12 protein-coding genes are annotated in these 13,329 nt (G+C 67.9%); 1 reads left to right on the top strand and 11 read right to left on the bottom strand.

What is annotated here, in order from left to right; all coding sequences use genetic code 11:
* Window positions 1–57: 57 nt before the first annotated feature.
* The gene (locus JF52_RS0110745; protein ID WP_033106614.1) at window positions 58–813 is read left to right on the top strand and encodes an HAD-IIB family hydrolase; all 756 of its coding nucleotides are present in this window, start codon (window positions 58–60) and stop codon (window positions 811–813) included.
* A gap of 16 nt (window positions 814–829) precedes the next feature.
* Here JF52_RS0110745 and JF52_RS0110740 read toward each other — a convergent pair whose 3' ends face one another.
* The 11 genes from JF52_RS0110740 to JF52_RS0110690 all read right to left on the bottom strand — a co-directional run bounded on the left by JF52_RS0110740 (window position 830) and on the right by JF52_RS0110690 (window position 13,323).
* Complete coding sequence (locus JF52_RS0110740) at window positions 830–2,086, bottom strand: alpha-hydroxy acid oxidase (RefSeq protein WP_033106613.1); 1,257 nt, start codon at window positions 2,084–2,086, stop codon at window positions 830–832.
* A gap of 13 nt (window positions 2,087–2,099) precedes the next feature.
* Window positions 2,100–2,810, bottom strand: coding sequence for a FadR/GntR family transcriptional regulator (locus JF52_RS0110735; RefSeq protein WP_033106612.1), 711 nt, complete (start codon window positions 2,808–2,810; stop codon window positions 2,100–2,102).
* Window positions 2,811–2,874: 64 nt separating this feature from the next.
* On the bottom strand, window positions 2,875–3,528 hold the full coding sequence (locus tag JF52_RS0110730) for a thymidine kinase (RefSeq protein ID WP_033106611.1): 654 nt from the start codon (window positions 3,526–3,528) through the stop codon (window positions 2,875–2,877).
* A gap of 9 nt (window positions 3,529–3,537) precedes the next feature.
* Window positions 3,538–4,968 carry a malate dehydrogenase (quinone) gene (gene mqo, locus JF52_RS0110725; protein ID WP_234000803.1) on the bottom strand — a complete coding sequence of 477 codons (1,431 nt, stop codon included), beginning with the start codon at window positions 4,966–4,968 and terminating at the stop codon, window positions 3,538–3,540.
* Window positions 4,969–5,067: 99 nt separating this feature from the next.
* Window positions 5,068–6,138 carry an aspartate-semialdehyde dehydrogenase gene (locus JF52_RS0110720; protein ID WP_033106609.1) on the bottom strand — a complete coding sequence of 357 codons (1,071 nt, stop codon included), beginning with the start codon at window positions 6,136–6,138 and terminating at the stop codon, window positions 5,068–5,070.
* Window positions 6,139–6,181: 43 nt separating this feature from the next.
* Window positions 6,182–7,468 carry an aspartate kinase gene (locus tag JF52_RS0110715; protein WP_033106917.1) on the bottom strand — a complete coding sequence of 429 codons (1,287 nt, stop codon included), beginning with the start codon at window positions 7,466–7,468 and terminating at the stop codon, window positions 6,182–6,184.
* 92 nt (window positions 7,469–7,560) lie between these two features.
* Entirely contained in the window at window positions 7,561–8,178 is a 618-nt protein-coding gene (locus JF52_RS0110710) for a response regulator (RefSeq protein ID WP_033106608.1), read from the bottom strand.
* Entirely contained in the window at window positions 8,175–9,377 is a 1,203-nt protein-coding gene (locus tag JF52_RS0110705; protein WP_052166975.1) for a sensor histidine kinase, read from the bottom strand. Before JF52_RS0110705 ends, JF52_RS0110710 begins: the two co-directional genes overlap by 4 nt.
* A gap of 136 nt (window positions 9,378–9,513) precedes the next feature.
* The gene (locus JF52_RS0110700) at window positions 9,514–10,443 is read right to left on the bottom strand and encodes a DMT family transporter (protein ID WP_033106607.1); all 930 of its coding nucleotides are present in this window, start codon (window positions 10,441–10,443) and stop codon (window positions 9,514–9,516) included.
* 40 nt (window positions 10,444–10,483) lie between these two features.
* The gene (recR, locus tag JF52_RS0110695; RefSeq protein WP_033106606.1) at window positions 10,484–11,077 is read right to left on the bottom strand and encodes a recombination mediator RecR; all 594 of its coding nucleotides are present in this window, start codon (window positions 11,075–11,077) and stop codon (window positions 10,484–10,486) included.
* Complete coding sequence (locus JF52_RS0110690) at window positions 11,077–13,323, bottom strand: DNA polymerase III subunit gamma and tau (RefSeq protein ID WP_033106605.1); 2,247 nt, start codon at window positions 13,321–13,323, stop codon at window positions 11,077–11,079. The genes recR and JF52_RS0110690 overlap by 1 nt, the downstream gene beginning before the upstream one ends.
* Window positions 13,324–13,329: the final 6 nt, after the last annotated feature.

Here is a 13,329-nt window from a genome sequence, read left to right as displayed (position 1 = left end):
TCTTCACTTCGTGGCCGGAACGAATGCCTCGCCTCGCTCGCCTACGCTGGAGACATCATGACCACTCCCCGCCTCGTCGCATTCGACCTCGATGACACCCTCGCTCCGTCCAAGAGCGCCATCGATCCTCGGATCGCCACTCAGTTGCTCGAGCTCCTGCGCCGCGTGGACGTCGCGATCATCTCCGGCGGTAACGAACAGCAGTTCCGCACTCAGGTGATCTCTCAGCTCGGCGATGCCGATGCGACGGATCTCGGCCGCCTGCATCTGCTGCCGACGTGCGGCACACGGTACCTCCGCCACGACGGCGTCGGGTTCGACACCGTGTACGCGCACGACCTCTCGGACGAGCAGAAGTCCGCCGCACTGAAGGCGCTTCGTGAAGAGGCGGAACGCCTCGGACTGTGGGAGCAGAACCCCTGGGGCGAGATCCTCGAGGACCGCGGCTCGCAGATCACCTTCTCGGCGCTCGGGCAGAAGGCCCCGCACGAGGCGAAGCAGGCATGGGATCCGACCGGCGCCAAGCGCGGGCTGCTGCGTGCTGCGGTGGCGGCTCGTCTTCCTGAACTCGAGGTGCGCTCTGGCGGTTCGACCTCGATCGACATCACCCTCGCGGGCATCGACAAGGCGCACGGTATGAAGGCTCTCGCCGAGCACACCGGCATCCCGCTGAGTGACATGCTGTTCTACGGCGATCGCCTCGACGAGGGCGGCAACGACTATCCGGTCAAGGCGCTCGGCGTCCGTTCGATCGCCGTCACCGGGTGGGAGCACACGACGACCGAACTGGACGCGCTGATCCCCACGCTGTAGCGCGCGTCGACGAAGCTCAACCCGACACCGGCACGAGTCGCGTGAGCTGCGTCACATGCCCGGGCTCGAGCTCGGCGAGGGACGCGACGCCGAGCAGACGCATGGTGCGCTCGATCTCGGTGCGCAGGATGGCGATCGTGCGATCCACGCCCTGGCGTCCGCCCGCCATCAGCCCGTACAGGTACGCGCGCCCGATGAGGGTGAAGTCTGCACCGAGAGCGACGGATGCCACGATGTCGGCGCCGTTCATGATGCCGGTGTCGACCATGACGGTGAAATCGTCGCCGACCTCCTTGCGGACGTTCGGCAGCAGATGGAAGGGGATGGGCGCCCGGTCGAGCTGACGACCGCCGTGATTCGACAGCACGATGCCGTCGACGCCGGCATCGCGCAGTCGCACCGAGTCCTCGACGTTCTGCACGCCCTTGATGACGATCTTGCCCGGCCACAGGTCGCGGATGACGGCCAGGTCGTCGTAGCTGATCGTCGGGTCCATCGCAGCATCCAGCAGTTCACCGACCGTGCCACCCGTGGTGCTGAGGGAGGCGAACTCGAGCTTCGGCGTGGTGAGGAAGTCCCACCACCACCAGGGGCGGGGAATCGCATTGACGATCGTACCGAGCGTGAGCTGCGGCGGGATCGAGAATCCGTTGCGCTTGTCGCGCAGACGCGCGCCGGCGACCGGGGTGTCGACCGTGAACTGCAGAGTGTCGAATCCCGCGCCAGCAGCGCGACGGGTGAGCTCGTAGGAGATCTCGCGGTCGCGCATGACGTACAACTGGAACCAGTTGCGTCCGGGGATCGGTCCCTGCCGCTCTCGAAGGGTCGCCGCTTTCACGCCCTCGATCGACGTGGTGCCGAGCGTGGAGAGCGTGAACGGGATGCCGGCGGCCGCTGCTGCGCCCGCGCCGGCTTCTTCGCCCTCGGTCTGCATGAGACGGGTGAAGCCGGTCGGAGCGATGCCGAAGGGCAAGGCGCTCGGCCCGCCGAGGATGTCGACCGAAGTGTCGACGTCGGGCGCCGGCTTGAAGATGCCAGGGTGGAACTCCACGTCCTGGAACGCCTGTCGCGCGCGCGTCAGCGACAGCTCGCCCTCCGCGGCGCCGTCGGTGTAGTCGAACGCAGCCTTGGGTGTGCGGCGCTTCGCAATCGTGCGCAGGTCGCCGATCGTGAGGGCCGCGTCGAGGCGGCGCTTGCGTCCGTCCAGCTCCGGCTTCTTGAACTTCATGAGCTCGAGGAGCTCCGAGGGCTTGGGTACCTGGCGGGTGACCATGGGCCTCTTCCTTTCAGTGGGTGGGACGATCGGCGGTGAGACCGGCCGCGGTGTAGTAGCCGGTGATGTGGTCATGGACGAGGGTGCGCGCTGACTCCGCGTCTCCCCCGTCGATCGCAGCGATCAGTGCACGGTGCTCGTGCCGCAGCCGGATCGCCATCGCATCCCAGTCGTCGATGGATGCGGAGCCGGTGAGCACGTACGACTCGATGGATGTGCGCAGTCCCGCCATCATCGCGGCGATCACGGTGTTGCCGCTGGACTCGGCCAGCGCAAGATGCATCTGTGCGTCGAGCGCGAGGAACTCGCCGGTCGTGAGTCCCTCGGCATCCATCGCGTCGAGCATCCGGTGCGCGGCGCCGGTGTCGCGCGCGGGGTTCGATGCGAGGTCGGACACGACGGCGTCCTCGAGCACGAGACGGGTGCGCACGACGTCTGCCAGAGCGAAGCCCTGTGCGGCCACCTGAAGACGCAGCAACGCTGACATGCCACCGGAGGGCGTCGCGATCACGATCGCGCCTGCCTGCGGCCCTGAACCGGTCGCCGTGCGGATCAGGCCCATGACCTCGAGCACGCGCAGCGCCTCGCGGACGCTGGAGCGGCCGACGCCGAGGTCGGCGGAGAGATCCCGCTCTGATCGAAGCCGGTCACCTGGACCGATTCGACCGTCGAGCAGGTCGTGCTCGATACGCTCGAGCACCGTCTCCCATGCCCGTTCCGTCACGACACCTCCTGTGGTCTGACCACAGCGTACATCGCGTGGCCTGACCACACAAACGCGATGCGGCTCAGCCCAGGCGCCCGCCGGATTCCTGCAGGTAGCAGTCGCCGCACAGTGACTCATAGGTGACGACATCGGCCGGCGCACCGGCAGCCGCGCCCTCGTCGATCGCGACCTGATCGCCGTCGAACACGAAGCGGCCGTTGATCACCCGCCCGTTGAAGACGGCCTTGCGGCCGCAGCGGCAGATCGTCTTGAGCTCCTCGAGCGAGTGCGCGATGGCGAGCAGCCGCGCAGACCCGGGAAAGGCATGCGTCAGGAAGTCGTTGCGGATTCCGTAGGCCATCACCGGGATGCCGTCGACCACCGCGATCCGGAACAGATCATCGATCTGCGCAGGTGTGAGGAACTGCGCCTCATCGACGAGCAGGCACGCCACATCGATGGGCTCGCCGGGGATCAACCCCTCGTCGTTGCGCTGCCGCATCCGCTCGCGTTCACGCTGGAACAGCGCGCGGGCGTCACCGTCGGGCGGGATCAGGAAATCGACCTCGCGGGTCATGCCGAGTCGGCTCTCCACCTGGCTCGCGCCCTTGGTGTCGATCGCCGGCTTCGCGAGAAGCACGTGTTGTCCGCGCTCCTCGTAGTTGTACGCGGCCTGCAGCAGTGCTGTCGACTTACCGGAGTTCATCGCCCCGTAGCGGAAGTACAGCTTCGCCACGGTGCGCTGCTACCTCGAGATGCCGAGCGCGGCCGCCGTCGCTGTCATCGACTCGTCCGCCGCGGCCTCGTTCTCGTTCAGCTTCTGCCCGTACGTCGGGATCAGCTCGCGCAGCGCGGGCTCCCATCCGGCGTACTGCTCGGGGAAGCAGGTCTTCAACAGGCTGAGCATGATCGGGACCGCGGTCGACGCTCCGGGCGATGCGCCGAGCAGCCCTGCGATCGAACCGTCGGCAGCAGAGACGACCTCGGTGCCGAACTGCAGCACCCCGCCCTTCTCGGCATCCTTCTTCATGACCTGCGCCCGCTGGCCGGCATCGATGAGCGACCAGTCCTCGTCCTTGGCCGTGGGCATGAAGACGCGGAGGCCGTCGACCTTCTTGCGGTGGTTCTTCAGCAGCTCGCCGACCAGGTACGTGATCAGGTCGGGGTTGGCGAAGGCCACCCGCAGCATCGGCCAGAGGTTGTGGGTGCGCACCTGGCTGACGATGTCGAACATCGAGCCGTTCTTGAGGAACTTCGGGCTGAACGTCGCGAACGGGCCGAAAAGCAGAGATGCCTCGCCGTCGACGACACGCGTGTCCAGGTGCGGCACTGACATCGGCGGAGCGCCGACGGATGCCTGGGAGTAGACCTTCGCCTTGTGCTGCGCGACGATGGCGGGGTTGGTGGTCTTGAGGAACTGCCCGCCGATCGGGAAGACGCCGTAGCCCTTGATCTCGGGGATGCCGGAACGCTGCAGCATCTTCAATGCCCAGCCGCCCGCGCCGACGAACACGAACTTCGCGTTGAGCTCGCCTGGCGTGCGTCCCAGCGCCCGCTGATACGAGACCTTCCAGCTGCCGTCCGTCTGCTTCTTGAGCTTTCGCACCTCTTGGTTCGTGCGCAACTCCACGCCGCTGGCCGCGAGATGATCGAAGAGCTGGTGTGTCAGCGCGCCGAAGTCGACATCGGTGCCTGCCGGAACCCTGGTCGCCGCGAACGGCTCGCCCTTGCGTCGCTTCTGCATCAGCAGGGGCGCCCACTGGTTGATGACGCGGGAGTCCTCGCTGTACTCGATGCCCTCGAACAGCGGCTGCTTCTTGAGCACCTCGTAGCGCGCCTTGAGGTAGGCGACATCCTTCTCGCCGCGCACGAATGTCATGTGCGGGGTGGCGTTGATGAACGTCGAGGGCTCATCGAGCACGCCCTTTTCCACCAGCGACGACCAGAACTGGCGGCTCTGCTGGAACTGCTCGTTGATCGAGACGGCCTTGGCCGGATCCAAGGGCCCGCCGTCGTTCTTCGGCATGTAGTTCAGTTCGCAGAGCGCGGCATGGCCGGTGCCTGCGTTGTTCCAGGGGTTGGAACTCTCCTGGGCGACATCAGAGAGTCGCTCGAAGGCGACGATCTTCCAGTCTGGCTGGAGTTCGTGCAGCAGAGTGCCCAGTGTGGCGCTCATGATGCCACCACCGATGAGGACGACGTCGACGGATTCAGTCACCGGACCAGTCTAGTTCGCACGCCGCGCACCGCGAACCACGCCGGGCTCCCTGAGCGGCTACGCCGCGACGGTGAGACGAGCGCCGACGATCTCGGCGATCTGGACCGCGTTGAGCGCCGCCCCCTTGCGGAGGTTGTCGTTGCTGATGAACAGCACGAGCCCCTTGTTCTCGGGCGCGGACTGATCGGCGCGGATGCGACCGACATAGCTCGGATCGCTGCCTGCGGCCTTCAGCGGCGTCGGGACCTCGTCCAGCTCGACGCCGGGAGCCGCTGCGAGCACCTCGGCCGCGCGCTGCGGCGTGATGTCGCGCGAGAACTCTGCGTGGATGGACAGCGAGTGCCCGGTGAAGACCGGAACGCGTACACAGGTTCCGGCCACACGGAGATCGGGCAGCTCGAGGATCTTGCGGCTCTCGTTGCGGAGTTTCTTCTCCTCGTCGGTCTCGTTGAAGCCGTCGTCGACGATGGAGCCCGCAAGCGGGATGACGTCGAACGCGATGGGTGCGACGTACTTCTCCGGCGCGGGGAACTCGATCGCCGAGCCGTCGTGCACGAGCTGCAGGACGTCGCCCTGCGCGAGCGCCGCCTCGACCTGACCGAGCAGTTCCTGCGCACCGGCGAGGCCGGAACCGGAGACCGCCTGGTAGGTGCTGACGATGAGTCGCTCGAGACCTGCTTCGAGCGCCAGCGGCTTGAGAACGGGCATCACTGCCATGGTCGTGCAGTTCGGGTTGGCGATGATGCCCTTGGGCCGCTCATCGATCGCATGCGGGTTCACCTCGCTGACCACGAGCGGGACCTCTGGATCGTTCCGCCAGGCGCTGGAGTTGTCGATCACGACGGCACCGGCGGCGGCGAAGCGCTCCGCATACGCACGGCTCGCCGTGGCACCAGCCGAGAAGAGCGCGATCTCGATGCCCGTGGCATCGGCCGTCTCGACGTCCTCGACGACGACGTCCACGCCGGCGAACTCGATGGTCTTGCCGGCGGAACGAGCGGACGAGAACAGCCGCAGCTCGCGGATCGGGAATGACCGCTCCGCGAGGATCTCTCGCATCACGGTGCCCACCTGGCCGGTGGCGCCGACGATGGCGACGGAATGTCCTGAATCGGAGATACGGGTCATGAAAGGCTCTTCCTACGGGGTTTGGGCGAGTCTATCGCGGGTCTCAGCGGCCGGTGCCGGCATGGACGACGGCGTCGTCCTCACCGTCGAGACCGTACGCGGTGTGCACGATGCGGGCCGCGTCGGCGAGGTCAGAGCCGCGCAGCACCACCGAGATGCGGATCTCGGAGGTCGAGATCATCTCGATGTTGATGCCCGCGGTCGACAGTGCCTCGAACAGCGTCGCGGAGACGCCGGAGTGCACCCGCATGCCGGCACCGACGACCGAGAGCTTGCCGATCTGGTCGTCGTGGATGAGGCTGTCGAAACCGACGTCCGACTGCTCGGCCGCGAGAGCCTTGAGCGCCGTGGCGGCATCGCCCTTCGGCAGCGTGAACGAGATGTCGGCACGACCGGTCGCAGCCACCGAGACGTTCTGCACGATCATGTCGACGTTCGCACCGGATTTGGCGACGATCTTGAAGATCTCGGCCGCTTTCCCCGGAACGTCCGGCACGCCGACGACGGTGATCTTGGCCTGCCCCAGTTCGGTGGCGACACCGGCGACGATCGGCTCTTCCATGACTTCTCCCTCGGCTTCGCGAGGGTTCTTCATGCCCTCGCCCAGAACGTATGTGCCTTCGCTCGATGAGAACGTCGAGCGTGCGTGGATGAGCACGCCGTGACGGCGTGCGAACTCGACGGCGCGGATGTAGAGCACCTTCGCTCCGTTCGCAGCGAGCTCGAGCATCTCCTCGCTGGAGACGTGATCGAGCTTCTGCGCACGCGGGATGACGCGCGGGTCAGCTGTGTAGATGCCGTCGACGTCGCTGTAGATCTCGCAGACGTCGGCGTCGAGAGCTGCGGCGAGCGCGACAGCGGTGGTGTCAGAGCCGCCGCGTCCGAGAGTGGTGATGTCGCGGGTGTCGCGGTTGAACCCCTGGAAGCCGGCGACGATCACGATCGCGCCCTCGTCCAGAGCCTCGCGCAGGCGGATCGGGGTGACATCGACGATGCGCGCCGACCCGTGGTGGTCATCGGTGATCATGCCGGCCTGGCTGCCGGTGAACGAGCGCGCATCGAACCCCATGGAGTGGATCGCCATCGCCAGCAGAGCCATCGAGATGCGCTCCCCGCTGCTCAGCAGCATGTCCATCTCGCGGGGCGCGGGAATCGGGGCGACTTCGTTCGCGAGTTCGAGCAGCTCGTCTGTGGTGTCGCCCATCGCACTCACGGCGACGACGACATCGTTGCCGGCGCGACGCGCGTCGACGATGCGCTTGGCGACGCGTTTGATGCTCTCGGCGTCGGCGACGGATGAGCCGCCGTACTTCTGCACAATGAGGGCCAACGTACACTCCCAGGGATCTCGGGCAGATCCGCCCACGGCCATTGTACTTTCGACGCGTATTCCACTCAGCGCATGTGACGCTCTCGCAGTCTTCAGAGCAGGCCGAGCCGGCGTGCCTCACTCGCCGCGGCCGTGCGGCTGGCGACCCCCAGCTTCTCGAGCAGGTGCACGATGTGGGTCTTGACCGTGGACTCGGAGATGAACAGCCGTGCGGCGATCTCCTTGTTCGCGGCTCCCTCGTCCACCTGCATCAGCACATCGCGTTCGCGTTCGGTGAGTGTCACGCGCGGGGCACGCAGCGCGGCGATCAGGCGTTCGTCACCTCCGGGGGTGAGCACCATGGCACCGGATGCCGCGTCGATGATCGCGCGCGCGATCGTGTCGTTGTCGACGTCCTTGAGCAGATAGCCCGCGGCCCCGGCTTCGAGCGCACGGATGATCTGCGCGTCATGGTCGAAGGTCGTGAGGATCAGCACGGCGGGGGCATCCGGCATCCGCCGCAGTGCCGCCGTGGTCTCGACACCGTCGATGCCCGCTCCCAGCCGTAGATCGCACAGCACGACATCGGGTCGCAGATCGGATGTCACTGCGAGTGCTTCCTCGCCGGTGGAGGCCTCCCCGACGACGGTGAAACCACGCGACTCGACGATGGAGCGCAGGCCGGCCCGCACGACCGGGTGATCGTCGATCAGCAGCACGCGGATGCTCATGCCTGCGCCTCCCCGGGGACGGAGGAGACCGGAACAGCGGAGACCGGAACCGAAGCGATGAGGACCGTCCCCTCCCCTGTCGCAGAGCGCACCTGGAGTTCGCCGGCGAACTCGTGCAACCGTGAGCGCATCGCGGAGAGACCGTACGACGATCCGCCCGGCGCGGCCGCGGGCTCTGAGAATCCCACGCCGTCATCCGCCACGGTCAGCCGCGCAGATCCTTCGGCCATCGCGAGTCCGACCCGCACGGCGTTGGCGTCGGAATGCTGGCGCACGTTCGCGAGCGCGGATTGTGCGACGCGCAGGAACACCACCTCGACCGGCGTGGGCAGTGCGGACAGGGCAGGGTCGATCTCGAGCGAGACGTCGATACCCGTGTCGGAGCGCAGGGCGTCCAGCATCCGCTCGATCGCCGCCGCGAGCGCCGATCCTTCCAGTTCCGCCGGCGCGAGGGCTGCGACGATGCGGCGCAGGTCGGTCAACGAGTGCTGAGCGAGGGATTCGATCTGCGGCATCCGCTCGACATCCTCGCTGCGCGCCAGTATCGCCATCGAGCTGAGCTCCTGGGCGATCGTGTCGTGCAGGTCGCGGGCGAGCCGGGTGCGCTCGTGCGTCGCGCCGGCCTCTCGCTGAGTCTGCGCGAGTTCCTCCTGCAAGGCGGCCATCTCGTCTCGGGCACGCACCAGCGACGCGATGAGCCGGTCGCGCTCGACCGCATCGCGCAGCAACGCGTCGTAGCCGAGCGAGATCGCGAGCGCGAACCCGCCGCCGAGCAGAGGACCGGCGATGTGCGCGAACGTGATCGATGACTGATGCAGGATCGGCGCGAGGATCGCCGCGGCCAGCACCGGCACGGCGAACGCGATCGACGCCCATGCGCGCAGCAGATGCCCGGCGAGCAGCAGCAGCGGGAACGACAACCACACGAACTCGGCGGAGACTGCGAGCATGACGAACCAAATGGCGCCGAGACCGAACAGCCACCAGCGGGCGAAGCGCCCGCTGGCGAACGCCGCCCCTGCGCCGTACCAGCCGAGGAAGATTCCCGGCAGCATCAGAGCGGGCAGCAGCGGCACGCCCACCGCCGCGGCGCGGAATGCCGTCACGACAGCCAGCAGCACCGTGATCAGGTGCAACGCGAAGCGCGCGGACCGCAGCATCCGACCCCTCAGGGGATCTGCGACGGTCAGCTCGGACATGATCCGATTCTCCCTCTATCTCGCGCGGGATGTCGGACGGCAAGATCGATCATTCGATGGATCCCGTTCCTGGAAGCGGCGATCGGGCTGAAGACGTGACTTCTGACGCTGTTTCCCGCACCGCTTCCCGCGCTGCTCAGCCTGCGGAAGGCGATCCGTCGGGCATGACCGGAGGGCCGGCGCGAAGGCGCCCGCCCGTCGCGGCGAACCAGCATCCGGCGAGGATCACGGGGAAGCCGATGAGCAGCCCAGGGGTCACCGGCTCGGAGAGGACGATCGCTCCGAGCACGATCGCGACGACGGGGTTGATGTAGGTGAACAGGGGCGCTCGCACCGGTCCGACTTCGCGGATCAGCGCGAAGAAGGCGATGAACGCGACCGCCGTGCAGATGACACCGAGCAGCACCAGCGACACCGTCGAACGGATCGTCGGCACCTCGTGCTGCGTGAGAAGCGCGGCAGGCAGGTAGCCGAGGCCGATCGCGAACAGTGCGAGCGTGATGGTGCCGATCGAGGGGACGTCTGCGAGCTTGTGGACGATGATGAACGGCGCGATGGCGTACAGCAGCGCAGTGAGCAGGATCTCGCCGATCGCGAAGACGCTGGCCTGACCGTGCGGGAACAGCCCGGGTCCGGCCACGACGATTGCGACACCGATGAAGCCGAGCAGAAGTCCGCCCAGGCGCACTGGCGCGAGCACGGTCCGGTCGCCCCGCAGCAGCGCGATGATGACCGCGAACAGCGGCACGGTCGCGACGAGCAGCCCGGTGACCCCTGAGGGCAGCTGCGTCTCGGCGTGGCTGAGCAGCAGGAACGGACCCGCCATCTCGACCAGTCCGAATGCGAGTACCCACGGCCAGTGCCGCCAGGCCGCCTTCAGCGCCCCGCTGCGGATCGCGAAGGGCAGCAGGATGAGTCCGCCCAGCAGCGTGCGTCCGGCGACGACGGCCGGCGGGGTGAACGACTGCACCGCCTCCTTGATGAAGAGGTAGGTGATGCCCCACACGAAGGCCATGATCGCGAAGAGGATCCAGCCTCTTCGCGTGAAGCCTCCGCCGGGGTTCATCCGGCCGCTGCCGCGGCGATGACGACAGCCGCGAGGACGCTCACAACGTCCGTCGACCTTCGAAGGCGCGGCCGAGCGTGACCTCGTCGGCGTATTCGAGGTCGCCGCCCACCGGGAGACCGGATGCGAGGCGCGACACCGTGATCTGCATCGTGGTCAGCAGACGGCTGAGGTAGCTGGCGGTCGCCTCGCCCTCGAGGTTGGGGTTCGTAGCGAGGATGACCTCCTGCACGGTGCCGTCGGCGAGACGCGACATCAACTGCGTGATGCGCAGGTCGTCGGGCCCGACGCCGGCGATCGGGCTGATGGCCCCGCCGAGCACGTGATAGAGGCCGCGGAACTCGCGGGTGCGCTCGATCGCGGAGACGTCCTTGGCGTCTTCGACGACGCAGATCAGCGCGGGGTTGCGACGAGGATCGCGGCAGATCGTGCAGCGATCCTGCTCGGAGACATTGCCGCAGATCTCGCAGAAGCGCACGCGCTCTCGGACGTCGGTGAGCAGCTCGGCGAGCCGGGCGACGTCGAACGTCGGTGTCTGCAGGATATGGAAGGTGATGCGCTGCGCCGACTTCGGGCCGATGCCGGGCAGCCGGCCGAATTCGTCGATGAGTTCCTGAACGATGCCGTCGTACATCAGGCGAACCTCGTCGGCGGCTCATACGGCTCTTCGCGCACGAACGTCGCGCCGAGCACCTGACGGATCACGGCCTCGCCGTAGCGCTGCACGCCGCCCGCGGCACGCTCGGTGCTGACAGGAGCGGAACGCTGCGGCGCCACGGCAGCCGGCGGGGCCGGCTGCGCGGCCGAGGCCTGGGCCGGTGGCGTGGGCTGCGAAGGCGCCGACGCTGAGGGGAATCGCGCCGGCGGTTCGTACGGCGGTTCCTCATCAGGGGCGTCGGCGTCGTCCGGCGCATCCGCATCGTCGGGCAACGGCGGAATGTCCTGGTCGATCGCGCCGTCCTGCGGCGGCAGTGGCGCGGATGCCGCGGACTCGACGTCCGCCGGCTCCTCGTCGACCGGGAGCGGGCGTGCGATCGACTGCGGCTCTGCGCTGGGGATCGACGCGACCGCCCATTCGGTCACCGGCGTCGATGCGGCAGGGGCAGGAGCCGGCGCGGCTGGAGCGGGGCGCTCGGGTTCTGGGGCGGCTGATTCGGACGACGCCACCGGCGGCAGCGGCTTCGGGAGGTACTTCACCCGCACGCCGAGTTCCTGCTCGATCGCCGTGCGCAGGTGGTCTGACGGACCGGGACCGGGCGTGGATCCCTTGAACGCCTTGACATCCTGCGGACTCGCGAAGCCGAGCGTCAGCACTTCGGACTCTGTGGCGTAATCGAGCGGCTGCACGGTCGTGACCGTCAGCCATGCGGTGCGGCTGACGCCTTCGAGTCGCTTGAGGATGGCGGGCCATGACGAGCGGATGCGGTCGAAGTCGACCGGGCCGGATGCGGCGGGGGTCGGCTCGGCAGGTGCTGCGGGCCCGGCGACGGATGACGTTTCGACTCGCTCTGCTCGCTCAACGCGTTTCGTCTCGCCTTCGGCTCGCTCAACGACCCGCGAAGGGGCCCCGGCAGCAGGAGCGGACGTGGAAGGAGCGGACGTGGCGGGGGCGGGCGCGGCAGGAGCGGGCGCGGCGGGGGCGGGCGCGGCAGGAGCAGCCGCAGGAGCAGCCGTGGGAGCGCTCGGCGGGTCGTTGAGCGCAGGCGCCGAAGGCGCCGGAGACGAAACGGGCTGAGCGAGCCCTGGCGAGTCGAAGCCGCCACCGCCCGCAGCGCCACCGCCCGCGGCGTTCAGAACTCGCGCGATCATGAGTTCCAGGTGCAGCCGTGGTGAGGTCGCCCCGGTCATGTCGTCGAGAGCTGCGCTCACGACATCGGCGGTGCGTGAGAGGCGTGCGGTACCGAAAGCCGTGGCCTGGGTGCGCATGCGTGCGAGCTCGTCTTCAGCGAGGCCGCGCAGCACCGCGCCGGCACCTGCGCCGACCGCGGCGATCACGATGAGGTCGCGCAGCCGTTCGAGCAGATCGTCGACGAAGCGCCGCGGATCCTGCCCGGTCTGCACCACTCGATCGATCGCAGGGAAGGCGGCAGCGGCATCGCCCGCGGCGAGCGCGTCGACGATCTCATCGAGCAGGGCGCCGTGCGTGTAGCCGAGAAGCGACACCGCGCGCTCGTACGCGACCGAGTCGCCGTCCGAGCCGGCGATGAGCTGGTCGAGCAACGACAGCGTGTCACGAGGAGATCCGCCACCGGCGCGCACGACCAGCGGCAGCACGCCCTTGTCGACCTTCACGCCCTCTTCGGCGGAGAGCTTCTCGACGTACTCGAGCATCGCCGCTGGCGGCACGAGCCGGAACGGATAGTGGTGCGTGCGAGAGCGGATGGTGCCGAGCACCTTGTCGGGCTCGGTGGTCGCGAAGATGAACTTGACGTGCGCAGGCGGCTCTTCGACGAGCTTCAGCAGGGCGTTGAAGCCCTGCGGGGTCACCATGTGCGCCTCGTCGAGGATGAAGATCTTGAAGCGGTCGCGACTGGGGGCGAAAGTCGCCCTCTCACGCAGGTCGCGCGCATCGTCGACGCCGTTGTGACTGGCCGCGTCGATCTCGACGACGTCGAGCGATCCGCCGCCGGCGCGCGAGAGCTCCACGCAGCTGGGGCACGTGCCACACGGGGTGTCCGTCGGACCCTCGGCGCAGTTCAGGCAGCGGGCGAGGATGCGCGCGGAGGTCGTCTTTCCGCAGCCGCGAGGACCGGAGAACAGATACGCGTGACCGACGCGGTCGCTGCGCAGAGCCGTCATGAGCGGATCGGTCACCTGCGACTGCCCGATCATCTCGCCGAAGTTCTCGGGCCGGTAGCGGCGGTACAGGGCTGTGGTCACTGCTCC

Source organism: Microbacterium profundi (genome assembly GCF_000763375.1).
GTDB lineage: Bacteria > Actinomycetota > Actinomycetes > Actinomycetales > Microbacteriaceae > Microbacterium > Microbacterium profundi.
This window is presented reverse-complemented; position numbering and strand designations above follow the sequence as displayed.